This window comes from Shewanella sp. SG44-2 (assembly GCF_014164215.1).
GTDB classification, from domain to species: domain Bacteria; phylum Pseudomonadota; class Gammaproteobacteria; order Enterobacterales; family Shewanellaceae; genus Shewanella; species Shewanella frigidimarina.
In genome coordinates this window covers 90576-115681 of the sequence record NZ_JACJEU010000005.1, presented here as the reverse complement: position 1 = coordinate 115681, position 25106 = coordinate 90576, and the positions used below count along the sequence as shown (strand labels likewise).

Annotated in this window: 16 protein-coding genes; 7 read left to right on the top strand and 9 right to left on the bottom strand. The window is 42.1% G+C overall.

Annotation, left to right across the window (positions count from 1 at the left end; translation table 11 throughout):
* The first annotated feature begins 20 nt into the window (after positions 1–20).
* A complete protein-coding gene (locus H5181_RS05555) occupies positions 21–1361 on the top strand; it encodes a transporter (RefSeq protein ID WP_219622078.1) in 1341 nt (446 codons plus the stop codon).
* A gap of 191 nt (positions 1362–1552) precedes the next feature.
* Here the strand turns inward: H5181_RS05555 and H5181_RS05550 are convergent, their stop codons facing one another.
* Positions 1553–2464: a LysR family transcriptional regulator gene (locus H5181_RS05550; protein WP_011636035.1), complete on the bottom strand. Its 912-nt coding sequence runs from the start codon at positions 2462–2464 to the stop codon at positions 1553–1555.
* A 129-nt stretch (positions 2465–2593) separates the two neighbouring features.
* Between H5181_RS05550 and H5181_RS05545 the strand changes: the two genes are divergently transcribed.
* The 3 genes from H5181_RS05545 to fusA all read left to right on the top strand — a co-directional run bounded on the left by H5181_RS05545 (position 2594) and on the right by fusA (position 11253).
* Complete coding sequence (locus tag H5181_RS05545; protein ID WP_011636036.1) at positions 2594–7147, top strand: biotin carboxylase N-terminal domain-containing protein; 4554 nt, start codon at positions 2594–2596, stop codon at positions 7145–7147.
* Positions 7148–7300: 153 nt separating this feature from the next.
* On the top strand, positions 7301–8767 hold the full coding sequence (locus tag H5181_RS05540) for a diguanylate cyclase (protein ID WP_102037298.1): 1467 nt from the start codon (positions 7301–7303) through the stop codon (positions 8765–8767).
* A gap of 392 nt (positions 8768–9159) precedes the next feature.
* On the top strand, positions 9160–11253 hold the full coding sequence (gene fusA, locus H5181_RS05535; RefSeq protein WP_011636038.1) for an elongation factor G: 2094 nt from the start codon (positions 9160–9162) through the stop codon (positions 11251–11253).
* A gap of 106 nt (positions 11254–11359) precedes the next feature.
* Here the strand turns inward: fusA and H5181_RS05530 are convergent, their stop codons facing one another.
* On the bottom strand, positions 11360–12244 hold the full coding sequence (locus tag H5181_RS05530) for a LysR family transcriptional regulator (protein ID WP_123884134.1): 885 nt from the start codon (positions 12242–12244) through the stop codon (positions 11360–11362).
* A gap of 94 nt (positions 12245–12338) precedes the next feature.
* Between H5181_RS05530 and H5181_RS05525 the strand changes: the two genes are divergently transcribed.
* Positions 12339–12491, top strand: coding sequence for a hypothetical protein (locus H5181_RS05525; RefSeq protein WP_086019735.1), 153 nt, complete (start codon positions 12339–12341; stop codon positions 12489–12491).
* 148 nt (positions 12492–12639) lie between these two features.
* Here the strand turns inward: H5181_RS05525 and H5181_RS05520 are convergent, their stop codons facing one another.
* From H5181_RS05520 to serA, 7 genes are all read right to left on the bottom strand, one after another.
* On the bottom strand, positions 12640–13071 hold the full coding sequence (locus H5181_RS05520) for a nitrate reductase cytochrome c-type subunit (protein WP_011636040.1): 432 nt from the start codon (positions 13069–13071) through the stop codon (positions 12640–12642).
* 101 nt (positions 13072–13172) lie between these two features.
* Positions 13173–15656: a nitrate reductase catalytic subunit NapA gene (gene napA, locus H5181_RS05515; RefSeq protein ID WP_182750458.1), complete on the bottom strand. Its 2484-nt coding sequence runs from the start codon at positions 15654–15656 to the stop codon at positions 13173–13175.
* A gap of 412 nt (positions 15657–16068) precedes the next feature.
* Positions 16069–17139, bottom strand: a complete 1071-nt coding sequence (locus H5181_RS05510) for a lipocalin-like domain-containing protein (RefSeq protein ID WP_374702270.1) — start codon at positions 17137–17139, stop codon at positions 16069–16071.
* Between the two features lie 113 nt (positions 17140–17252).
* Positions 17253–19850: an FtsX-like permease family protein gene (locus tag H5181_RS05505; RefSeq protein ID WP_182750456.1), complete on the bottom strand. Its 2598-nt coding sequence runs from the start codon at positions 19848–19850 to the stop codon at positions 17253–17255.
* Between the two features lie 4 nt (positions 19851–19854).
* On the bottom strand, positions 19855–20559 hold the full coding sequence (locus H5181_RS05500) for an ABC transporter ATP-binding protein (protein WP_059747623.1): 705 nt from the start codon (positions 20557–20559) through the stop codon (positions 19855–19857).
* A gap of 145 nt (positions 20560–20704) precedes the next feature.
* Complete coding sequence (ygfZ, locus tag H5181_RS05495) at positions 20705–21667, bottom strand: tRNA-modifying protein YgfZ (protein WP_102036193.1); 963 nt, start codon at positions 21665–21667, stop codon at positions 20705–20707.
* A gap of 172 nt (positions 21668–21839) precedes the next feature.
* The gene (gene serA, locus H5181_RS05490) at positions 21840–23069 is read right to left on the bottom strand and encodes a phosphoglycerate dehydrogenase (RefSeq protein ID WP_011636046.1); all 1230 of its coding nucleotides are present in this window, start codon (positions 23067–23069) and stop codon (positions 21840–21842) included.
* Positions 23070–23261: 192 nt separating this feature from the next.
* Here serA and H5181_RS05485 point away from each other — a divergent pair, with 192 nt between their 5' ends.
* Both H5181_RS05485 and H5181_RS05480 read left to right on the top strand, forming a co-directional pair.
* Entirely contained in the window at positions 23262–23885 is a 624-nt protein-coding gene (locus H5181_RS05485) for a DUF2238 domain-containing protein (RefSeq protein ID WP_123777997.1), read from the top strand.
* A 468-nt stretch (positions 23886–24353) separates the two neighbouring features.
* Positions 24354–25022 (top strand): response regulator transcription factor, encoded by a 669-nt coding sequence (locus tag H5181_RS05480; RefSeq protein WP_011636048.1) that lies wholly within the window; start codon positions 24354–24356, stop codon positions 25020–25022.
* Positions 25023–25106: the final 84 nt, after the last annotated feature.

Here is a 25106-nt window from a genome sequence, read left to right as displayed (position 1 = left end):
TACCAGCCAAGGATGTATATATGAATAAGAAATGGACCTCAGCTGTCGCAGTGATACTGCCCGCAATATTGGCAGTACCTGCGTATGCTGCAGACAAGGATCCTCAACCAGCTTTACAATCAAGCTTATCTGAACAAGATATCGCTGTGCTTAAACAAAAACTGATCCAGTTGAATCAACAAATTAAATTACAGCAACAGACCATTAATCAGATGGCTCAACAAGTGCTCAAGCAAGAGGCATTAAACAGACAAGCCAGCACGGAAAATGTCGCCTCAACAACTCAGCAACCAGCATCTGCATCAACATCAACATCATCATCGGCACCACCACCATCAGCCGAGCGACAAAATACTCAATCAAGTCGACAAGCCGCAATCGTCAGTAACAAAACCGAGCGAAAAAAAGCGCCAGATAGAGCAAGAAGTACTGATGATGTATTGCAAGAAGCGCATAATGTCTTTTCTCGAAAATTTACCGTAGAACCCTCATTTACCTATAGTTACTACAGCCGAAAAGATCTTATTCTTAGAGGGTTCTTAGCGCTTGATGCTATTTTTTTAGGTAACTTAAACCTAGATCGTATTCGCACTAATACCACACGATTAGATCTCACCACTCGCTATACACTGAATGAAAACTGGCAATTTGAGCTCGGTTTACCGTACCTGTATCGTTGGACTCAGTATGACTCGGTGGGCGAAGGCAACTCTAGTCAGCGATATGAAACAGCCAAAATTAGTGGTGGTCAAATGGGTGATGTGAGTGGCGCGGTTTATTATCGAATAAATGCTGAATCAATTGATTGGCCTGATTGGGTGTGGAATGTCAGAGTTCGCGCGCCAACGGGAAAAGATCCTTTTGGGATCCCGCTAGAAACATCCGATACTGGCAATTTGACTTACCCAACTGAAATGGCAACGGGCTCTGGTGTTTGGGGGGTATCTACTGGGTTTAGCTTAGCAAAAACCTTTGACCCTGCGATTGTGTTTTTTAATTTAAATTATGGCGTTAGCTTTAAAGAGACATTTGATGACTTATCTGGCGCGCCTGGGTTAAGCCCTGGAGAAATTGATTTAGGCAATTATCTGGATTACAGCGTGGGATTGGCTTTTGCTGTTTCCGAGCGAATGAGTTTGAGTATGAGCTTTAATCAGCGATTTTACAGTAAAACTAAACAAAGACCGGAAGGTGGAGAGTGGGAGAAAATCCCTCGTACTGACACCAACACTGCAAGTTTAGGTATTGGTGCTACGTTAGCCCTATCACCTAATCTTTCTATGGTGACATCAATGGGTGCTGGACTGACAGAAGATTCACCAGACTACCAAATCAGTTTGCGATTCCCGTATCGATTTTAGCGCTGTTTAGAAAGCTTCGCGTTATATGTTTCTCAATCGAGATAACCTCAAACGGCTTATTTAGGCCATTTGAGGTTATTATTTGAGATTGCTATTTAAGATTGTTATTTGAGCTAATCACTCTGGTATTGATGCTAAATAATATAAGCAAAAATAAAGAGTCGATCACGAGATGTTTGCCGGTTTATCGCTTAACTCATCATCGAATGTAGTGATTCTTGGCTGGTATATCGTTTGGTAAAGAAGTCTAAAAAAGCACTAATATTACTGGCTAGCTGACGGCGACTTGAATACACCCCGTATACTTTAAAGGGTTCCATTGGCCATTCCTGTAAAATGGGCACCAGGCTTCCGGTTGCAAGTTCTTGCTTGCAACTAGTATTAGAAAGCATGGCAATACCATAATCATCCAACGCTAAGCGCTTCACCATACTGGCGCTATTAACTCGCACTTTACGTTTAAAGGTCGCCATTATTTTACGGTTACCTTTACCTAATGCCCAAATGGGTGCCGACAATGTAGTGCCGAGTAAAATGCCGTTATGCTGAGTTAATTCTTGTGGTGTTGCAGGACTACTGAATTTTTTAATGTAACCAGGGCTTGCGACCAAAATAGGTTGGCGTTCAAATAATAACCTGGCCACAAGATCAGATGACTGTAGAGGACCATATTTGATCGCGATATCGTAACCTTCACCCACAAGCCCGACATCGTTATCGGTAAATTGAATATCGAGTTCTATATTGGGATAAAGGCGCATAAAACTAGAACATAAATGGCCGATAACATCTTGTGAAAAAGACACCGGAATGGCGATGCGCAACGCACCAGAAATATCATTATGGGTGTTTTCTATGGTGGCTTTGGCCGCTTCAATTTCATGACTAATAGAATCACAGTGCTGAAAAAATAATGCGCCTACTTGAGTCAGACTTAAATTTCGGGTGTCTCGTTGCAGTAATCGTACTCCGAGTTGTTCTTCTAATTGAGCAACTTTACGACTAATGGTTGATTTAGGTTGTCCGATCTCTCGTGCTGCTTGAGAGAATCCTTTTGCTCTAACAACGGCTGCAAACAGCATCATACCGTTCAAATCGGGCATTCAAACCTCACTGTCTCAATTATGGAACAAAGCGTCCAAGCTAGTTTATATGGTAATTTACCCATTAACAAAGTTATATTTACGGGCTAAAAAAATTTTTCAGAGGCTATATAAGCAGAGGATCTAAGGATGACCAGCAAAAAGCAGCCCGCTAACAAGACTCAAGCACTATCGGCTGACCCACTTTTCTTACAAGCTGAACACTTGGCTAAAGACTTTTCATTATTTCCTGCTCATAACAAGCAGAGTTTATCTGAAGAAGTGAAAGGATTATTAACAGAAGATTCCATTCAATCAAACTTGAAAAGTTTGGCATCTTTAGACGTTGACGGTTATGTCAATAAAGTTATCCAACCGACCTTGGATAAAAACCGCCCAGGCGCGAAGCGAATGATCGCGGACTTAAAAGGCAAGATTATTGCCGAAAGTCATATCGGACCGTTTTATCGTGCTGAAGTGGAACTTAATTTTGGTACTCGTACTCGCCGTATCGGTTTTATTGCGCAAGAGCGCACGACCGCAAACGGTGCATGGATGCCTGAACACCATCTTGCAGCATGTAAGGCAATCCGTCATTTCGCTGAATTGTCTATGCCTATTGTATATTTAATCGATACTCCTGGTGCAGATGCAGGGGAAATTGCTAATAGCCAAAATCAAGCGCATACCATTTCTAAAGCGATTGCTGAAAGTGCTAATGTTGATGTACCGACAGTCGGTATTGTGATTGGTGCAGGCTATTCTGGTGGTGCAATTCCATTAGCTGCAGCGAACATTCTATTATCTGTACGAGATGGTATTTTTAACACCATTCAACCACAAGGTTTGCAGAGCATTGCGCGTAAGTACAACTTGTCATGGCAGGAATGTGCTAAATCGGTAGGCGTGTCACCAGAAGAGTTGTATACCGCTGGGTGTATTGACGGCATTATCGATTTTACTCCATCAGATAAAGATGAGCGTCAGCATAATTTCCGTCGTGCGATTATCAGTTCTATTGAAGCCGTTGAACGTGCTGCAATGAACTTTGTACGCGAATCTACAGATTTAAGAGAGCATTATGATCGCAGTTTACAGCGTTATTTAGCGCCGTCGGCTAATCTGCTCACGCTTGAAAATAATACCCGCTTATCTGTCGCCAATAACCCAACGATGTACCACAATATTTTTGGTAGTGCATATCGTTATTTACGTTATTTGACCTTGCGTAGCCGCATTCATTCAATCTCACAAGAACAGTACGGTCGCTTATCAAAAGTGAGCGTGCCAGAAGGTGATTTGTTAGCGCGCATTAAGCAAGAACAGGAACGCGTGTTCCAGGCGTGGTTAACCAACCCTGATAAGCTCGTTTACGATGAAGAACTGAATAAACTTTGGGGTACATTCAGCGCTAAACGTAAAGACATCTCTGCAGAACGTAACGTGATTACACGTTTTATTTTGGGTGAACCAAAAGAGAACTATAAAAAAGCACGTAAAGCATTGTTATTTAACATTGGTTGGTCGTTATACCATCGCTGGAAAAGTAACGCCGCTAACAATTTCAATGGCTTAATTAAGCATTTAGAGTCACTGCCTAAGTCTACAACGCAAGCTCCATGGCCTGAGCTAAGCCAGCTTACCGTGTTGGATATTGTGGTTAATGACGAATTACGCGCAGACTTTATTTGGCAGTGTCATAACGTGCTTATTTTCAATGCGCTATATGACAATGTGGTAGGCAGCTTGGCATCAATTTCGAAAGAAGCCATGATGTCAAAAAGTTTGTCTCGTGAATCAGTGGATAAATTACTCCACAAATCAATTGATAACGCATTATCGACAAGCGACAAAGCTAACGACAAGAGCAAGTTCTATAAGTGGCTTAAATACTTTATGGATCAATCGAATCGTGCTGAATTGCTTACTCGTGTAGAGCAATGGAAGAGTGTGGGTTTCCCACAGTTAAACGATTCGTTATTTGTAATCTTAACTTATTTCTTCGAGCGTTTATTACCAGAGTACTTTGATAGCGAAGATGAACACGATAAGTACACCGGTACAATTAACCCTGTACGTATTGGTCGTCGTAAAGATTTTTGGAACCGTTTAACAATGGGTTACCAAGACTTACTGATCCAAAAAATACTTCGCGAAGAGAAAAAGCAAGGCAAGATGGGCTGGGAAAATATTATCAAACAGTTCTTTACTAAGTTTGATGAAATTGATGCCGACAAAATGTCAGCTAACATGCTTAACTTCCCTGGTTTCCGCTTATCGATTGAAGATGCTATTGATAAAAAGATCCGTCCTTGTGGTTTAATTACTGGTCTGGCTGACTTTAATAATAACGGCAGTAAGTTACGTGTTGGTGTTGCTGTTTCAAATACGGCATTCCAAGCGGGTGCATTTGATATGGCCAGTGCTGAGAAATTCAGTTCGCTATTAATTGAATGTGCTAAACGTAAATTGCCGGTTATTTGTTTTATCAGCTCTGGTGGTATGCAAACCAAAGAAGGTGCTGCGGCATTGTTTTCAATGGCGGTCGTGAATGACCGTATTACGCGCTTTATTCGTGATAACGAATTACCTGTATTGATGTTTGGTTTTGGTGACTGTACTGGTGGTGCTCAAGCCAGTTTTGTAACCCATCCTTTAGTGCAGACTTACTATCTTTCTGGTACCAACATGCCGTTTGCTGGTCAAATGGTAGTGCCTGCGTACTTACCATCTACAGCAACATTGTCGAACTACTTATCTAAAGTGCCAGGGGCAATGACTGGGTTAGTTCATAATCCATTTAGCGACACCTTAGACACTCAGTTGTCGGGTATTGATCCACTAATGCCATTACCGACAATTAATATAGAAGAAGTGATCAGCAAAGCGTTGTCGACTCTAGTGCCTGAAGTGATTGAGCTAGAAGACGTTATTGTACAAGACGATCCTCGTGCATTGATGAAGCCAATTAATAAAGTGCTGGTGCATGCTCGTGGTTGTACGGCAGTTAAACTGATTCGTAAAGCACATGACAACAACATTAATGTAGTGTTGGTGGCGTCAGATCCAGACATGACATCTGTTCCTGCAGATATGCTGAAAGACACTGATAAACTTGTGTGTATTGGCGGTAATACTTCAGATGAAAGTTACCTCAATGCTTACTCAGTATTGAAAGTCGCTGAGTATGAAAATGTTGATGCGTTGCACCCAGGTATTGGTTTCTTATCAGAAAGCCCACAGTTTGCGGCATTATGTGTTAACAATGGGGTCAACTTCGTTGGTCCTAGCGTGCATTCAATGACGACCATGGGTAACAAATCTAATGCTATCCATACTTCTCAAAAGCAAAATGTGCCGGTTGTTCCTGGTAGTCATGGTATTTTGACTAACGCAGAACAAGCTGTGAACGTAGCGTCTGAAATTGGTTATCCTGTGCTGTTAAAAGCGGTGCAAGGTGGTGGCGGTAAAGGTATTCAGGTCGTTAAACGCCCTGAGGATATGATTGGTTTCTTCCAGAAAACAGCGACAGAAGCCGCCGCGGCATTTGGTAATGGTGATTTGTATTTAGAAAAATACGTTACATCATTGCGTCATATTGAAGTGCAGTTACTGCGTGATAAGTTTGGCAATACTAAAGTATTGGGTATTCGCGACTGTTCAGTACAACGTAATAACCAGAAAGTGATTGAAGAGTCTGGTTCAACGATGTTGCCTGAAGAGCTCAAACAGCGTGTGATGGAATACACTCGTGCATTAGGTGATGCGACCGATTACATGGGTGCAGGTACCGTTGAGTTTATTTATAACTTAGATGCTAACGAAGTGTACTTCATGGAGATGAACACACGTCTTCAAGTTGAACATCCGGTTACTGAAGCGACATCTGGTATTGATATTGTAAGCGCGCAGTTTGATATTGCTGCGGGTCGTTCAATTGAAAATCTAGAACCCGTAGACCAAGGTTACGCCATGGAAGTGCGTGTGACTGCGGAAAAAGCGGCGCTTGATAGCCACGGTATTCTTCAGCTTATTCCTAATCCTGGTAAAATCACTGAATGTGTATTGCCTCAGCGTGACGATGTCGAAATTATTTCGATTGCAGCAGCAGGTAAGGAAGTATCACCATACTATGACAGCTTGATCGCACAGATCATTATACGTGGTACTGACCGTGCCGACGTTGTGTCTAAAATGTATGCGTATCTCGATAGCGTAGTGATTAAAGGTATTGCGACTAACATTCCATTGTTGAAGCTTATCCTTAAAGACCCAACCTTCAACGAAGGGGTATATGACACTAACTACTTGCCACGCTTAATGGCTGAGTTAGATATACCTGCACTGATTGCTGAAATGGAAGCGGCAGCAGAAGCACTTGAGGTTGATACTGAATCATTACGTGTTGGCGAAAGCAACGAGTTGAAAGTATTGGCTCAAGGCGCAGGTATTTTCTATACCTCTCCAGCACCAGGTGAAGCAGACTTTGTTAAAGAAGGTGACATTGTCACGGTTGAACAAACATTGGCATTGATGGAAGCAATGAAGATGTTCTCTCAATTAACGTTAGCGGGCTTTAATCGTCAAACAGGTGTGTTATATCCTGAAGACCAAAAGTATCGTATTGAACGTATTCTTAATAGCAATGGACAGCAAGTTTCGCAAGGCGACTTACTGTTTGTGATATTACCCATCGAAGCGTAATACCTTCGATTGATTGTTGAATAAAATACCCGCTAAATAGCGGGTATTTTTTTGTCAGACTTTCGTATGTTGTAATACACTTAATAGCATATACACTTTTGGTTCAACTAATCTGTTGGACCATATTGTTGGAGCATACTATTTTGAAAAATAATGCGAACATTGAGTCGGCTTGAGTTCTCTAGCGTATTATTGATTACGCTGTTGATTTTCATTACTTTGATTAACGCTAAGCATGCCAGTGCTTCGGTGGTAGAGACTCAGTCTTTTATCAATTTAAAAAACCGTAATATCATCCGTTACTGTGTTGATCCCGATTGGTTACCTTATGAAGCTATTGTCGATGGCCGCCATACTGGGATTTCATCTGATTATTTAGCATTATTAGCAAATTATACCGATCTGACTTTTGTGTTAGTGCCCACCTCGTCTTGGCGACAGAGTTTAGAATTACTTAAACAAGGTGAGTGCGAGTTAACCCCCATTTTAAATCAAACCCCCAAACGCGACGCATATCTCTCTTTTAGTGATATCTTTTTTAAATCTCCAAATGTATTGGTGTCATTAAAATCTCAACCTTTTTTGCAAGGATTTGAAAATATAGGTGACCGCTTATTGGCAATACCCAAAGATTATCGTCTAGTGGAATATATCCAACAATTTTACCCTGCTATCAATACCGTATTGACTAAGAACGAGCGACAAGGATTGGAAAAGGTTGCTAATGGTGAAGCGGATGTCTTTGTAGGGTCGATGTTTTCTGTTAACGCCTATATTCAACAACATGGGTTAACCTCGTTAAAAATAGCGGGGTGGGGTGGTCCTGAAGATGAGCTACGCATTGGCGTTATTCATGCAAAACAAGATTTGCTGTCACAGATTAATGCTGGATTAGCAAAAATCACTCAGGCAGACCATATTTCAGTTTATAAGAAATGGCATAACATTACAGTTGTTGAGGACATCGATTATAGCTTAGTGGTTCAAGTGGTGACTGCACTGGGGATGTTTATCTTATTTCTGCTTTACCGAACAATGTGTGTTAGCAAATACAATGTTCATTTAGAAACCAGCAACAAGCAGTTGCAAAAATTACAGTTAGAACTGGAGAAGAAAAATTGCGATCTCGATTTTTTGGCTCAACATGATCCGCTGACAAAATTGTATAACCGCCAATATTTTAATCAAACCTTTTTAGATGATGCTAGGCAGCCTCAAAAAAAAATCCGTCAAAACAATATGAGTTTGATTATCATTGATATTGATTTCTTTAAAGCGATTAATGACAAGCATGGGCATACAATTGGTGACAAAATATTAGTTCAAGTCGCGCAAGTGCTACAAGCATCAGTAAGAGAACTTGATGTTGTTGCAAGGTGGGGCGGCGAGGAATTTGTGGTGGTTTGCCAACATGTAGCGTTACACGATGCCACTGAGCTATGCCAACGAATTACTGATGAACTTAGTCATTTTCATTTTTATCACAATATTAAAGTGACTTGTAGTTTCGGAATTGCCTTGCTGAGTGATAATGAACCGATCCAAGCTTGCTTTGAACGAGCCGATGCCGCGTTATACAAAGCTAAGCAGTCTGGGCGTAATCAATATTGTAGTGCGTAGATAAAAACGACAGTTTGCTGGATGTTTGTGCCATTAACAAAAATAGATCTTTATGTGAATAAATGCATATTTGTTGTGGTGTGATGTTGTTTCGCGACATTATGTGGCCCTAAAAATGCCTATTTGGCCATTTCATCTAAAATTTAACATTTTTCAGTGAAATCCACCCAAAGATTAAAAAATAATCTACTATATTTTAGTGCATTGTTTTATATGTAATTTACAGCATTAATTGAGTTTTTTTATGCTAAAAACAAATAAATATTGCAACAGCTATTTGCGCCCAGCAAGGTTCCAATTTACAATATGCGCCTTAATAACCTGATGTGCGGTGTGTCGGTTCTTTTTCGCATGCTCCGTCTACTTCTTAAACTAATCATTAAAGTTGAATCATGACCGAATTATCCAAATACAGAAACATTGGTATCTTCGCTCACGTTGACGCGGGTAAAACCACGACCACCGAGCGTATCCTTAAGCTAACCGGTAAGATCCATAAGATCGGTGAAGTACATGATGGTGAATCAACCACAGACTTCATGGAACAGGAAGCTGAGCGCGGTATTACCATTCAGTCTGCAGCTGTAAGCTGTTTCTGGAAAGATCACCGTTTTAACGTTATTGACACTCCAGGCCACGTTGACTTTACAGTTGAAGTTTATCGTTCGCTAAAAGTGCTTGACGGTGGTATCGGTGTATTCTGTGGTTCTGGCGGCGTAGAGCCTCAGTCAGAAACAAACTGGCGTTATGCTAACGATTCTGAAGTTGCGCGTATCATCTTCGTAAACAAGTTAGACCGTATGGGTGCTGACTTCTTGCGTGTTGTTAAGCAAACTAAAGACGTATTAGCGGCTAACCCATTGGTTATGGTTTTACCAATCGGTATCGAAGACGAATTCTGTGGTGTTGTTGACCTACTAACTCGTGAAGCTCACATTTGGGATGATTCTGGTTTACCAGAAAACTTCGAAATTAAGCCTGTGCCAGCTGACATGGTTGATATCGTTGAAGAATACCGTGAAATGCTAATCGAAACTGCTCTTGAGCAAGACGATGCCTTATTAGAAGCATACATGGAAGGTGTTCAGCCATCTATTGAAGACGTTAAGCGTTGTATCCGTGCGGGTACTCGTACAATGGCTGTGTTCCCAACATACTGTGGTTCAGCATTCAAAAACAAAGGTATGCAGTTATTGCTAGATGCCGTTGTTGATTATTTACCAGATCCAGTTGAAGTTGATCCACAACCTCTAACTGACGAAGAAGGTAACGAAAATGGCGAATTCGCAATCGTTGATGTTGATGCACCTTTTAAAGCATTAGCGTTCAAGATTATGGATGACCGTTTTGGTGCGTTAACTTTCGTACGTATCTATTCTGGCCGTTTGAAGAAGGGTGACACCATCCTTAACTCATTCACTGGTAAAACAGAACGTATTGGCCGTATGGTTGAGATGCAAGCTAACGAACGTAACGAACTTGAATCAGCACAAGCTGGTGACATTATCGCTATCGTTGGTATGAAGAACGTGCAAACTGGTCACACTTTATGTGATCCTAAGCATCCTTGTACACTAGAAGCCATGGTATTCCCTGAGCCAGTTATCTCTATCTCTGTAACGCCAAAAGATAAAGGCGGTTCTGAGAAAATGGGTATCGCTATCGGTAAAATGATTGCAGAAGATCCATCTTTCCGTGTAGAGACTGACATTGATTCTGGTGAAACCATCCTTAAAGGTATGGGTGAACTTCACTTAGATATTAAGGTTGATATTCTTAAGCGTACTTACGGCGTTGACCTAATTGTAGGCGAGCCTCAAGTTGCTTACCGTGAAACTATCACTAAAGAAATTGAAGATAGCTACACGCACAAGAAACAGTCTGGTGGTTCTGGTCAGTTTGGTAAAATTGACTACACTATTCGCCCTGGCGAGCAAAACACTGGCTTCACTTTCACTTCGAAAGTGGTTGGTGGTAACGTACCTAAAGAATTCTGGCCTGCTGTTGAGAAAGGTTTCAAGAGCATGATGAACACAGGTACTATCGCAGGTTTCCCTGTGTTAGACGTTGAACTTGTGCTTCAAGACGGTGCTTTCCACGCAGTTGACTCGTCAGCTATCGCGTTCGAAATTGCTGCTAAAGGTGCTTTCCGTCAATCTATGCCTAAAGCCGGTGCACAACTTCTTGAGCCTATCATGAACGTTGACGTATTCAGCCCAGATGACAACGTTGGTGACGTAATTGGTGACCTTAACCGTCGTCGCGGTATGATCAAAGATCAAAACGCTGGTGTTACAGGTGTTCGTATTAAAGCTGACGTACCGTTATCAGAAATGTTCGGTTATATCGGTTCACTACGTACAATGACTTCAGGCCGTGGTCAATTCTCTATGGAATTTGCTCATTACAGCCCTTGTCCAAACAGCGTTTCTGAGAAAGTTGTTGCTCAAGTTAAAGAACGTAAGGCTGCTGAAGCTAAGAAGTAATTCTAGTTTCGACCTGCCCATAAAAACCGTTGCCTAGGCAGCGGTTTTTTTATGCCTGTTTTATGTGATTTATACGATATCAAATGATTATGACACCGTATTGATATTACTCATGACTGTTTCTGCTGAGCGTTAATAGTGCTTGGGCTGGTGGGGTTAACGGTAGATTCTCTCGCCATATTAATGCCAGATCCCAGGTCATTGCCGGTTGCATCGGTTTAAATACCAGTTTGCTATTGGTTAACCGTTGGCAAATGGGTTCGGGCAAAATCGCGACACCCAAGTTAGCTTCAACCATTGCGGCTAAAAAGTCCCACTGACCTGTTCGAAAGGCGATGTTGAGATGTACGCCAACTTTACGACTTAAATAATTAATTAACTTTGCTAATGAAAAGTCTTCGTTGTAAAGAATGAAAGGATAAGATTCAAAGTCTTGCCAGCGTATGTCAGCATTGTCAGCAAGTGGATGGCCTTCTGGTAAGCAAGCCTGTAAAGGGTATTTAGTCAGAGGTTGGCTTGCTAACTCTGTTTTATGCGTTGTCGGAAGTGCAGTAAAGGCAATATCTAGACTGTTGCTCAATAGTGCTTGCTCACAACCAAATCCGCCATACTCGTACATCTGTAATTCGATTCCGGGATATTTCTGTCGATAATCGGTCAGCAAAGGAGTGATTAAACTACTCATCATAGGGCAAACTCCAAGTCGTAATCGTCCTGATTTTAAGCCACTGAGATTGTTAATACCTTCTTGTAGTCGGTGCCAATGACCTAAAATCTCCCGTGCGCTGTGCTCAAACAATTGTCCTGCTTGGGTTAATTCTACTGTTTGATTATTCCTTATTAACAATTGCTCACCCATATTGTCTTCTAAACGTTGAATGGTTTTTGTCAATGTCGGTTGGGTCATAAAACATTTTTGTGCCGCACGGGTAAAGTTTTTGGTTTCCACTATGGTGAGAAAGATCTGTAAGGTCTTGATTGGGATGTTCATGCTTAAATGGAATCCACTCTATGGTAATTATTCATTTTACCTATGAACCCTAAACGATTACTTTGAACCTGTTAACAAAAACGGAGTAATGGTTATGAAATCAACATCAAGTTTATGGGTCGGTGCGTTATGGCAAGCAGCGATGCCTGTTCAGCATGAGATACAATCATCTAATACATCACAAACAGCTGCAGAACCGAGTTCGCCGGTTACACCGCAGACATCTCAACCAACAAACCCAGCCTAGGCTGGGTTTTGTTTTTAGTTCTTTTGTTGTTCGAGCAAGTACCGTTTTAACACTGACACTAATAACTAATAACTAATAAAAAAATGCCACTTCGATAGAAGTGGCATTGCTCAAATTGAGGAGTGAGGGGGATTTATATCTTTATCAATTACTTTGTCGTAAATGTGTTTTCCACTAGTTCCTGTTTATTATCTGCTTGTGCAACATGACACTGTACACAGAAGTAGTTCATGCCATTCACTGTGCCCTTATCATCCACAACGTGTGACTTCGCCACTGGCGTTGCTTTCATTCTTTTTGCTTTATCCCAGCTATGGCATGTTAGACAGCCATTTTTGTCTGTAGTGATGCTATAGCTATCTTTATGAGGGATCAACGGCGGTTGTTCAGCAAAGCTGCGCGCGATAGCTTTACCTCTAGTCGGATAAGTGGCGATAGCATCAGCAGGTGAGTTGTCGGTTATGGCGACGTTACCTACACGAGATTCTACTTTTACAGGGGTATTATCTGCTACGGCTTGTTGTCCAGAATATGCGCTAAGGCTTAATAGTATGGCCGCGACGCTAAGTAGTTTTTTCATTTTCATCTCCGTTACATCCTAATGAATGTAGAAATCGAGTGTCGCAGCTGTCAAGGTGTAATAACCCCGCGACAGCTGCAGCAATTAATATTAAAGCGGTATTAGGCTTTAAATATTTTCACTGGACACTTTTTGAAATCAGTTTCTTTTGATAATGGGTCCGTGGCATCCAAAAGCAGCTTGTTCACTAATTGCTTAGCGTCGAAGAATGGCATAAATACCACACCTCTAGGCGGCTTGTTTCGGCCTTTAGTTTCCACTCGAGTATTGATTTCGCCGCGTGGTGATGCAACGGTAACCTCATCCCCTTGGACTAACCCACGAGCTTTAGCGTCAGCAGGGTGCATAAAGACTTGAGCACTTGGCATCGCTTTATGCAATTCTGGTACGCGAGCGGTCATTGACCCTGTGTGCCAATGTTCCAGCACTCGTCCTGTTGACATCCATAGATCGAACTCTTCATTAGGTTCTTCTGCTGCCGGTTCATAAGGCAGTGCAAATATGACGGCTTTGCCATCTGGCTTACCGTAAAAATTGAATCCTTCACCTGCTTTGACATAAGGGTCACTGCCTTCAACAAAGCGGCGGGTGGTTTCTTTGCCATTAACGACAGGCCAGCGTAATCCTCGCGTTTGATGGTAAGTGTCAAAGTCTGCTAAATCGTGTGCATGGCCGCGACCAAATTGTGCATATTCTTCGAAAATACCTTTTTGCAGGTAAAAGCCAAAGTGTTCGTTTTCATCGTTATAAGCACCTTTACAATCGCTGGTTGGGAACTTATTGATTACGCCGTTAGCAAATAACACTTCATATAATGTTTTATCGGCTAACTCTGGTTGTTTAGTGATTAGCTCAGCGGGCCAGACTTCACTGACTTTAAAGCGCTTAGAGAACTCAACCAGCTGCCATAAATCTGACTTAGACCCTTCAGGTGTTGGTACGAGCTGATGCCAGAAATGAGTACGTCGTTCTGCGTTACCATATGAGCCTTCTTTTTCAACCCACATTGCAGTTGGAAGAATTAAATCTGCGGCCATTGCCGTGATAGTTGGGTAAGGATCCGAGACCACAATAAAGTTTTCTGGATTACGGAATCCGGGATAAACTTCATCATTGATATTAGGACCAGCCTGCATATTGTTAGTACACATAGTCCAATAACAGTTTAATTTACCATCTTTAAGCATACGGCTTTGCAGCACGGCATGGTATCCAGGTTTAGCTGGAATAGTGCCGGCAGGGACTTGCCAAAGTTTTTCAGTAATCTCACGATGTTTATCATTGTTCACCACCATGTCAGCAGGTAAACGATGTGAGAATGTGCCTACTTCACGAGCAGTACCACAAGCTGAAGGTTGACCGGTTAATGAGAATGGGCTGTTGCCTGGAGTCGCTATTTTACCGGTGAGTAAGTGAATGTTGTAGAGCATGTTATTTGCCCACACACCACGAGTATGCTGGTTTATACCCATGGTCCATAAGCTCATCACTTTGATGTTAGGGTCGGCATAAGCTTTTGCCATAATCTCAAGTTTTTCAGCCGGTACGCCGCTCATTTTTGCCGCGTATTCAACTGTGTAAGTGCTAACAAATTTTGCATACTCGTCAAAGCTAATCGGTTTGGCATCACCGCTACCTGGATTTTTAGCTTTCTTTTCCAATGGATGTTCAGGGCGCAAGCCATAACCAATGTCAGTGGTACCCAGGGCAAATTTAGTGTGCTTGCTAACAAAGTCTTTGTTTACGGCTTTGTTTTGAATAATGTAGTTGGCAATATAATTTAAGATGACCAAGTCAGTTTGTGGCTTAAACACCATGGCATTATCTGCTAAGTCAAAGCTACGGTTCTCGTAAGTAGAGAGTACGTGTACGCGGGCATCTTTATGGCTTAAGCGACGGTCTGTTAAGCGGGCCCACAAGATGGGATGCATTTCTGCCATGTTGGCGCCCCACAATACAAAGTGGTCAGCGGCTTCTAAGTCATCATAACAACCCATGGGTTCATCAATCCCGAAGGTACGCATGAATCCACCAACAGCTGATGCCATACAATGGCGTGCATTCGGGTCGATATTGTTGGTGAGAAAACCAGCTTTATGAAGTTTAGATGCGGCGTAGCCTTCCCAAATAGTCCACTGGCCAGAACCAAACATTCCTACAGAGGTTGGGCCTTTTTTGGCTATGCTGGCTTTCCATTTTTCGGCCATGGTATCAAAGGCAACATCCCAGCTTACTGGCGTAAAATCACCTTCTTTATCATACTTACCATCTTTCATTCTGAGTAATGGCGAGGTTAATCGGTCCTTGCCATACATGATTTTAGATAAGAAATACCCTTTAATACAATTTAAGCCTTTGTTAACAGGGCTTTCTGGGTCGCCTTGAGTAGCAACAATTTTACCATTTTGAGTACCTACTAGGACGCTACAACCTACACCGCAAAAGCGACATGGGGCTTTATCCCATTTTATTTCACTTTTACCTTCTGCAGCTTGAACGATATTAATTGGAATAGCGATACCCACGGCCGACGCTGCTGCGGCAGCGGCGTTGGCTTTTAAAAACTCGCGACGACTGATGCTCATGGTGTTCCTCACTCTTAGAATGTTGTACTTGGTACGTGATAGTCATTGGAGGTGACGTGATAGAGTGAGTCTAGACCTTACTAATAACATGGGTATACCTCAGAATGGGTATAGTGGTTAATAGTTGTGCAAGGTCACATTTTTCAGCGTGATGTAAATCTCATTTTAACAATTAGGTAAATGCTGTTTTAGGGATTGCTTGTAAAGCTTGTAGTGCTTGAGGCACAGCTTTTATTGTCGATTAAAACCTTTCGGTACCCTGTTGCTAGCACGGCTCCCAGGAATGGGGAATTGAGATTGTGAGAGGTATGATCTTTATAGGTAGGCTACGGCTTGCTTCTCTTCGAGAAAGTCTTCGAGAAAACCTTTGAGCGAATCTTGGTGCAACATTCAACTTAAATGACCAGCAGACCTAGTAACCAGTAAGCTCCATGTAACCTTGACCTTGGTGACTGCCTTTAATCGTAATGGGGCCTTCCCAATATGACGTAGATACTGGCATGTCGCTGTTAGGGTTAACAGCTTGGGTCGTGACGTCGATGGCTTCACTATTAATCTTAATTCGCCATGCAATAGGATGATTGCCTAATGCGGTTTGTTGCCACTGAGTGGGTTGCATATCAATATCACCAGGGTTGTCTCGGCTATTAATATTGTGGCCACTACCATCAGTAAACATCCTTCTGGCACTGTAAAAGTGTGCTTGGTCATTTTCGCCGCGCAGTCTAAATGCCATTAGCGTTGAATTGTCGTCTAAACGCAGTGAAAACCAGTCCCAACCTTGCTGGGCTTTGGTTAAAAATTGTGAACTCCATTCGCGGTCAAGCCAAGCTTTACCGCTGACTAGTTCTGTTACGCCATGACGAGTTATTTGACCTGTTACGTCGATAAAAGGCTGGCTGTAATAGTAAGACGCTACGCTTTGGTCTGCACTTTTGCTGCTATAACCTTTATCACCTTGTAATTGCAGCGGTTGCTGACTATTTAGCTGTAATTGATAACTAAACTGATCACTAGCCACATTTAATGTTGCCGGAAAAAGACTGTCAGACTGACCTAACCATTGCCAGTTTTGCAGATGCACTTCAAACGGTTGCGATTTTACACCTGCAAGTTGCGGGTGCCCTCGTGACCATTTCTCAGCTAATAAATGTTCATTTGATGTGGTTACAGCGGCATGAGCCATGTAAAGCTGATTTGTTTCCCAGTCATTGGTGGCAACTGTCGATTTTTGAGGTGGTGTCATTCCAATGCGAAATTGAGTCCATTGCACGCCAACATCTTCACCTGCAGCCGTGGTCAGGTTTGCGGTTAAATACCACCACTCAATTTTAAAGTCATCGTGCGCTAAATGGTCTTGTGGAAAGTGTAAGGTTTTACCTTGAGTGACTTCGCTATAACCTTCAGCTGATGCAGATGACATGCTACTAATTGTTGACTCTTTTGTGACGCTATCTTGCGCAGGTGAGCAGGCTGTTAACATTGCACACAGAGGCAATGCTAAAAGGAGCATCCATTGTGTTTGCCGTATTGTAAACTTGGTATGTAATACAAACTTGAAAGCGATGGAGTATATGCCTTTAAAGGTAACAGAGATCATAGCGCTTCCTGTTGCAAACTTGATATCAAGGGTTTTCTGGTTTGCCAATACAAAGGTAAACACACTGCCAGTAAACAACTGACTACAGCAATGATCACCACTTGAGCATATGCAGCCCAATCCCAGACCATGGCGATGCTCCAGCCAAATGCTTGTAATGTGACTTTATGAATTAATAAATAACCCAGTAACGCGCCTGTCGGTAACGCGAGAAAGCAGGTCAAAAATACGATAAATAGCATTTGTACTAACACCATCATCCGTAATTGATTACGGCTAACACCTAGAGCATACAAGCGGGCTAATGGCGCTTGCCTCGCTTGCGTTAGCATTATACAGGCACTGAATAAGCCGATTGCCGCCACCAGTAAGGTCAAACTGTTGAGTACCACAGTGATCGAAAATGTTTTGTTAAACATATTAATCGCTTCTGTTTTAATCCGCTGTTGACTGTACATATAGGCTGAAGACAAGTTGAGCTGTTGGCTAATACTGTTTTGTAGCGGGGTAATATCGCCTTGATAAGACACTGCCAGGCTAATGGGTTTTGCTGGTAATTGAGATTGCTGCCATAAAGACGGAGTGATAATCGCTTCGCCTTGGGGATTACCATAATCGTAATAAATACCGCCAATCGTCATGATGTGTTGATCAAGTTGCGATAGTTGAACTTTATCGCCTATATCGAGTTGGTATTTTATCGATAATGGCTCACTGATCATCAGGCTTTCACCTGCTGTGAAGGTTGTCCAAAAATCATCGGCAGTGGTTTTAAACACGGTTGTTTCAGTTAACGACAAATGGTCACGACTGACTAAATGAATTGGCACTTGTGTTTGCGGTGTTTCAGCTCGATTAAGATGGCTATCGACAGTCCATTGCTCATAAATAGCCTCAACCTTGGGGTCTTGTTTTAATAATAGCGTTAATGTATCGATTTGGTTTGGGTTGGGTCTAATGTATAAGTCTGCATGCAAACGGGCATCGAGCCACTTTTTTAAGGTGATTTCAAAACTACCCACTAAGGTATTCATGGCAATGTTGGCACACAAAGCTAGCAGCATAGCCATCATCGCCAGAGCGAGTGGGGCAATAATCTCTTTGGTTTCGGCAATCACATAATGCCACAACCCTTTAGGCATAAAAGGACTGAGTAAGTTAACCGCCCAATGCAGACATTGTGGTAACAGTAATGGAATCGCGACCGAGAGTACGCCTAGTAATATTAAGCTATGGCGATATTGTTCAGTAAACGCAAACGCGATAGTGCAAACCAAAAGTAGCAATGCCGCAATAATGAATTGTCGCCAATGAATAATACTGAACTGTCGGCTTTGTGGCTGCTTTTGAGCCCCTTGTGCAAGTGGGGTGTTAATAAGGTTTATTAGCATTGGAATACAAGCAGCAAAGGCTGCAGACAGGGTTAATACGAGCGCTTGTGCAAACCATTGCCACTGCCAGTTTCCCGGTAACAATTTAGCGCCATATAGCTGCTCAAGAGTCATCGCGACCATAGGTTGTAACCATTGCGATAATTGCAGTCCCACTATAAAACCTAATACACAACCTATAAACACTAAACAGACTATTTCAATGCTTAGGGCTAGCATGATGGTGCGTCTATCGAGCCCTTGTTGCATGATTTGCACTAGCAATTTTTGACGCTTCATTAAGCTATAACGAACCCCGTTATAAGCGATAAATAAGCCGACCACAAAGGCCAACATGCTCATGGCATCAAGATTAAGATGAAAGCTGGCAGTGAGGGCGGTAAGTGATTCGCCTTCACTTGTTTGGGTGGTGAAGTTCAGCTTGGTGGGATCAATCCCCGCTTGGGTTAAGGTATGCGTTAATCGAGCGATTAGTTGCGCATCTGTTTCTGATTCGTTTGCGTGAGAGGTATTTGTATCTGCGGAGGGGGAATCAAATACGGCAATGTAGCTTAATTTACCCTGCATATTCAGCATAGGTTGAGCGAGTGATATATCGGCCAAAATAGCAGAACCAAGTCCCCATGAATCGTCAATGGCAACAAATTCAACAGGCATACCATTAAGTATTATGCGGTCAGTGTTGTTAGTCACTTTACTCATGCGTTCGCGCTGGCTTGTCGACATTAGCACTTTAGGTTTGCCTGCCAGTAGTTCTGCTAACGGAATATGCGTCGCTGTTATCGATGAGCTAGTACCCGATTGCTGTAGTTGCATACTGCTGCTCATCGCGGCGACTACATCACTACTATTAACTCGCCATAGCCTGCCTTGTTCATCGGTTGCAATTCCTTCAATGCTGGCGATGGTGTTGAATCCTGCATTGGCTAACGCAAAATAAACCGACTCATCAATGCTGTCCTCAGTGCGGTGACTAATCGATAGTCGAGCTTGTTGGCTCATGAGTTCGGATACATTGCCATAGCTTTGTTTAGCGTTTTCGTTAGTGGCGTATACGCCAATCAATAACGTTACCGCCAGCATGATACCCAATAAAATTGCGCTAGCTTGCAATGGGGCGTGACGATAATGGCTGGCAAACAGCTGCAAGCATAATCTTAAACGCTTAATTGAGGATAAGTATGATGAAGAGTGAGTCATCATGGGCTTAACCTTGCAATGTCATGTCAGCAGGGTTAATCACAATCTGCTGATTTTCGACGTGCCAGCGATGCTGCATAAAAGCGGCGCATTGTTCGCTATGGGTCACCATTAAGATACAGCAGTTGGCTTGTTGAGCGAGTTCGGTTAGCAGTTGCATGACTTGTAATCCGGCATGTTGATCAAGATTACCTGTCGGTTCGTCGGCTAATATGAGTTGTGGTTTATGAGCGAGTGCCCTCGCAATGGCCACCCGCTGTTGTTGCCCACCGGATAGGTTTTCGACGTTACGATCTAGCAGTGGTGTTAAGCCAAGCTGGTGGCAAAGTTCATCACACCAAGGGCTCCACGCTAACTGATTAAGCGCCAGTGAAAACTGAATGTTGTCACGCACATTTAATGGGGTGAGCAAGTTAAACTGTTGAAATATTACCCCGAGTGACTGACGTCGATATTGGCTCCATTGTTTATCTTGCCACTTTGTCACCGAATGCATGTTGCCTGTTTGGCGGATTAACATGTCGCCGCTGTCTATGGTTTCAAAGCCACCAATAATATTCAGTAAGGTACTTTTACCACTGCCACTAGGGCCTGTTAACGCAATCGTTTGGCCTTGTTGCAGTGTTAGGCTGACATTGTTAAGCACCGAATGGAATGACTCGCCATCGCGAAACCCTTTACTCATGTTTTCTAAGGTGACGATAGTGGTCATAGTCGCTCCATAACGTATAGGCTTAATAGAATTACTGCATCAACAGAGTAATATTATCAATAATATACGTGATATGAAGCGCAAATGTTCAAAAATAAAAAAAGCGAGCCAATGGCTCGCTTAGTCAATGTATCACTCAAATTAATTAAGCATCTGCTAAAGAATACGGTAACTCGATAATAGATAATTGTGAGCTTTCATCACCGGCAATACGAAGTTGCGCCGTGTTTTCGGTATCATTTGGCAATACAGCTGTCAGTAATACTTTATCGCCATATTGGACGCATTCAATGATATTGCCACCACGACGGAAACCGTCTTCAAGGGCAATTTCTAATTGAGTATCAGTGCTGATGGTTTGCTTGGTGGTGCCAGATATAATATACAATGCACGTTTATTGCCTCCGCGATATTTCATTCTGGCAATGGTTTCTTGGCCCATGTAACAGCCTTTGGTAAAGCTAATACCATTAATGGCTTGCAGGTTGCACATTTGCGCTACGTACTGGCCGGAATGAGCTGCATCTATGTTTGGATAGCCGGCTTTAATTTCTAATGCTTGCCATGCACTGGCATCAAACATTGTTTGTCCCGATTGGCTGATGATGGTTTCTGCTGCCGCATTATTAATAATGGCAATAAAACGTTCGCCATCACGAATAATTACACCTTGCTCTACAAGATTAAGTGCTTGCGATACATCGCCAAAGTTTTCAGCTGCAAAGGCTTGTGCTTGTGATCCGGCAATACCAATTATTTGATAATTATTACTGACATCTGCGAGTTCGGCTTTACTGAATACAGCGTATTTTTGTAACTGGGGTAAATCTAAGCTTAAAGTACTTTTCGGCAGTAACATAAATAAGCTATCGCCGATTGAAAACGTACGGAAACTGGCGAGCATTTTACCTTTAGGGTCGCAATGAGCACCCCATTTCCACTCGTTTGTGCCAAGGGAGGTAATATCTGTGGTGACTTGGCCATGAATGAAACTGCGCCCTTGCTCACCGGTGATTTCGATTAACCCCATATGCGTCAAACTTGATAACATTAATTCAGGAGACGTGGCGATAAAATCCCAATCTGGCTGGTTTACTGAAATGGTCATAACTATCCCTAACGTGTGAATAAGACGGTATGGTTTGGAGTGTAACGGATTAATAGAATGCTCAACAGGGGGCTATGGTTTTAAAGCTAATAAAAAAGCTACCTTGTGGACAAGGTAGCTTTTTTAGGAAGACAATTAACTCAAGTTAATTGCTTATAAAATATAAGTCAGTTTAAAACAATACCCGCGCACGGATAGTGCCTTCAATAGACTTTAATTCAACTAATGCTTCTTCAGCTTGATCTGAATCGACTTCCATTACCACGTAACCAATTTCAGCGGTAGTTTGTAAGTACTGAGCAGCAATGTTAATGCCTTTTTCAGAAAACGCTTGGTTAATTTTAATCAATACACCAGGACGGTTTTGGTGAATGTGCAATAAGCGTGAGGTGCCACTATGTTGTGCTAAAGACACTTCAGGGAAATTAACCGCAGACAGAGTCGAGCCGTTGTCTGAGTATTTGACCAGCTTACCTGCCACTTCTACGCCGATGTTTTCCTGTGCTTCAGCAGTACTGCCACCAATGTGCGGTGTGAGTAATACATTGTCTAAGCCACGTAGTGGAGAGATGAATTCATCATCATTCGACTTAGGTTCAACAGGGAATACGTCAATCGCTGCACCCGCAAGATGTTCTGACTTCAGTGCATTGGCTAAGTCTTCAATATCAACTACGGTTCCGCGAGAAGCATTGATAAAGAAACTGCCTTGACGCATTTGAGCAAATTCAGCTTTAGCGAACATATCTTTAGTTTGCGGTGTTTCTGGTACATGCAGACTGACAACGTCCGCTTGAGCCAATAACTTGTCCATAGAGTGAACTTGAGAGGCATTGCCTAACGGTAACTTATCTTCAATATCGAAGAAAATTACTCTCATGCCTAAGGTTTCAGCCAAAATACCCAATTGAGTACCAATATGACCATAACCAATCACACCTAAAGTTTTACCACGGACTTCAACACTGCCATTAGCACTCTTCAACCAACCGCCACGATGTGACATGGCATTGCGCTGTGGAATGCCACGCATCAGCATGATGATTTCACCAATCACCAATTCAGCAACACTGCGCGTGTTGGAGAAAGGAGCGTTGAAAACTGGAATGCCCAGTTTCTCAGCCGAGGCTAAATCGACTTGGTTGGTACCAATACAAAAACAACCAATCGCAACCAATTTTTCTGCATGATGCAGTACTTCCGCAGTAAGCTGGGTGCGGGAGCGTAATCCAACAAAGTGAGCATCTTTAATTGATGCAAGCAAAGCCTCTTCGCCTAACGAGGCTTTATGGTATTCAATGTTGGTATAACCTGCACGTTCTAGTACATCGACCGCAGTTTGGTGGACGCCCTCCAACAGCAGGATTTTGATCTTATCCTTGTCAAGCGAGTGTTTCGCCATGATATGGGTACCCTCTTATCATTAAATGGTGCTTAAGCTAATGGTTATACTAATGCTTATACTAATAGTTATGATATAAATGCGGACTTCCGGCGCATTATCAAAGTAGCACTTTTTTAAGCGCTTGTAGAGGGCTAGATGGCTAAAGTTTATATTCTAATTTGAGAACAATATCTCATGGAGAGAATTAAGATGAAGAGTAAGGTTATATGGATAGGGATTTATCTATTAGTACTGTTGTGGTCAGTTAGCGCACCTAAAGATATGTTCACTTGGTGGTTAGAAGCTATACCAGCGTTAATCGCATTACCTATTTTATTTTTTAGTCGTAAAAGCTTTCCGCTGACCACGTTAGCTTATGCACTTATTTTAGTGCATTGCTGTGTATTATTTGTGGGTGCGCGTTATACCTATGCCGAAGTGCCGTTATTTGACTGGTTAGCACAAGTGATGGGCAGCGAACGCAATAACTACGATAAAGTCGGCCATTTTGCTCAGGGATTTATTCCGGTAATATTAGCTCGCGAAATATTTATTCGTAAGCAGGTGATGCAAATTGGTGCCTGGTGTCAGTTTTTAGCAGTATGTTTTGTGTTGGCATTTTCAGCTTTTTATGAATTAGTTGAATGGTGGGTTGCCATTGCTACGGGTGAAAATGCCGAGGCATTTTTAGGTACTCAAGGATATGTTTGGGATACTCAATCTGACATGTTTTTAGCGTTAATTGGTGGGGTATGTGGCTTACTGTTGTTATCGTCTCTTCATAATAAACAAATAGCGACCAAAATGGCGCTTAACCAGCCGTCTGCATCATAGGGCTCACTTAGCTTATTCTTCCATAAAATGTGTAAATTTGGCTGCTAGCATTGATGATAAATTGATGATGTTGAGCGAATTGAAAGTATGAGCTTATCAGTCTTGAGTTAGTGATAAAGTCTACGCAAAGTCAGTCAAATTTACTATTCATACTTTAGACTTACATAATAGTCATAATAACTAGCAAATTTTTACTATGCTTGCTGTATAGGAAGGTTTTCATTATAAAAATCGTGATTGATAGTGACCGACTTACCATGATTATCCATTATTTTGGCGAGTCGATTTATCAAGTAACGCGGTTAACGAATAAATAAAGCACATGCTCTAATATAACGACAAAAAGTAAACTATCTGCTCAACCTAGTTCTGAAGGCTAGTAAACGTATTTCATTTACGTATAGTATATAGCCTCAGGATGTGCTCAAGGTATGTTGAGCAATAATGTACTTTTCAGGGAGAAGAGTGATGAGTTCAAATATTGATGAGTTGGTGTTTTTGCACCAAATCGCAGCACCTTGCCATTTAGCTATTTTGGCAGAATCTATCGGTTTAAAAACTCGAATTGTAAAGCACGCTGCTGAGCTTGAGTTAGAAAAAAAATCCAACAACTTTTATCTTGTTTCACAAAAAGGTGCGGCCTTAGACAGTAAGGGCATTCCGTTGTTGGTATCGCGTTTAGTTGAGCATGTCCCTGTAGCATTATACCAAGTTGAACGTGGATCACTTGATCAAGAGTCTGCATTGCTCCTGGGGGTGCGGGGTTTATTATACAGTGACCAACGCATGGATTTAATGCTGACTGGTTTGCGTAAAATGGTTTCTGACGAATTGTGGTATGACCGTCCATTGATCAGTAAAATTTTTAGACGTTTAGTCCAGCAGTTAGATACCAGTGCTGAAATCCCAGCCGATACTGTTGCCATCCTCCAAAGATTGACCAGCCGAGAGAGAACCATTATTCAGCTTGTCTCTAGCGGCGCGCGTAATAAAGAAATTGCTCAGCGCCTGTGTATTAGTGAACATACTGTTAAAGCACATATCTCATCAATTTTCCGTAAAACGGAGTCTCGTAACCGAGTTGAGTTATTGCGTTGGGCACAAACCTATCAAAGCCATTGTGAATTAGTGAGTTAACGTACATATAAATTTATTTAATAACAATAAAAGGAGCTTAGGCTCCTTTTTAATGGGCTACTGTTATTGATCGCGTTTCTCTTT

Bases quoted from the DNA above. Each gene is read 5' to 3' on its own strand.
- H5181_RS05555 (WP_219622078.1), top strand. From the start codon at position 21: ATGAATAAGAAATGGACCTCAGCTGTCGCAGTGATACTGCCCGCAATA.
- H5181_RS05550 (WP_011636035.1), bottom strand. From the start codon at position 2,464: ATGCCCGATTTGAACGGTATGATGCTGTTTGCAGCCGTTGTTAGAGCA.
- H5181_RS05545 (WP_011636036.1), top strand. From the start codon at position 2,594: ATGACCAGCAAAAAGCAGCCCGCTAACAAGACTCAAGCACTATCGGCT.
- H5181_RS05540 (WP_102037298.1), top strand. From the start codon at position 7,301: ATGCGAACATTGAGTCGGCTTGAGTTCTCTAGCGTATTATTGATTACG.
- fusA (WP_011636038.1), top strand. From the start codon at position 9,160: ATGACCGAATTATCCAAATACAGAAACATTGGTATCTTCGCTCACGTT.
- H5181_RS05530 (WP_123884134.1), bottom strand. From the start codon at position 12,244: ATGAACATCCCAATCAAGACCTTACAGATCTTTCTCACCATAGTGGAA.
- H5181_RS05525 (WP_086019735.1), top strand. From the start codon at position 12,339: ATGAAATCAACATCAAGTTTATGGGTCGGTGCGTTATGGCAAGCAGCG.
- H5181_RS05520 (WP_011636040.1), bottom strand. From the start codon at position 13,071: ATGAAAAAACTACTTAGCGTCGCGGCCATACTATTAAGCCTTAGCGCA.
- napA (WP_182750458.1), bottom strand. From the start codon at position 15,656: ATGAGCATCAGTCGTCGCGAGTTTTTAAAAGCCAACGCCGCTGCCGCA.
- H5181_RS05510 (WP_374702270.1), bottom strand. From the start codon at position 17,139: ATGTTAACAGCCTGCTCACCTGCGCAAGATAGCGTCACAAAAGAGTCA.
- H5181_RS05505 (WP_182750456.1), bottom strand. From the start codon at position 19,850: ATGATGACTCACTCTTCATCATACTTATCCTCAATTAAGCGTTTAAGA.
- H5181_RS05500 (WP_059747623.1), bottom strand. From the start codon at position 20,559: ATGACCACTATCGTCACCTTAGAAAACATGAGTAAAGGGTTTCGCGAT.
- ygfZ (WP_102036193.1), bottom strand. From the start codon at position 21,667: ATGACCATTTCAGTAAACCAGCCAGATTGGGATTTTATCGCCACGTCT.
- serA (WP_011636046.1), bottom strand. From the start codon at position 23,069: ATGGCGAAACACTCGCTTGACAAGGATAAGATCAAAATCCTGCTGTTG.
- H5181_RS05485 (WP_123777997.1), top strand. From the start codon at position 23,262: ATGAAGAGTAAGGTTATATGGATAGGGATTTATCTATTAGTACTGTTG.
- H5181_RS05480 (WP_011636048.1), top strand. From the start codon at position 24,354: ATGAGTTCAAATATTGATGAGTTGGTGTTTTTGCACCAAATCGCAGCA.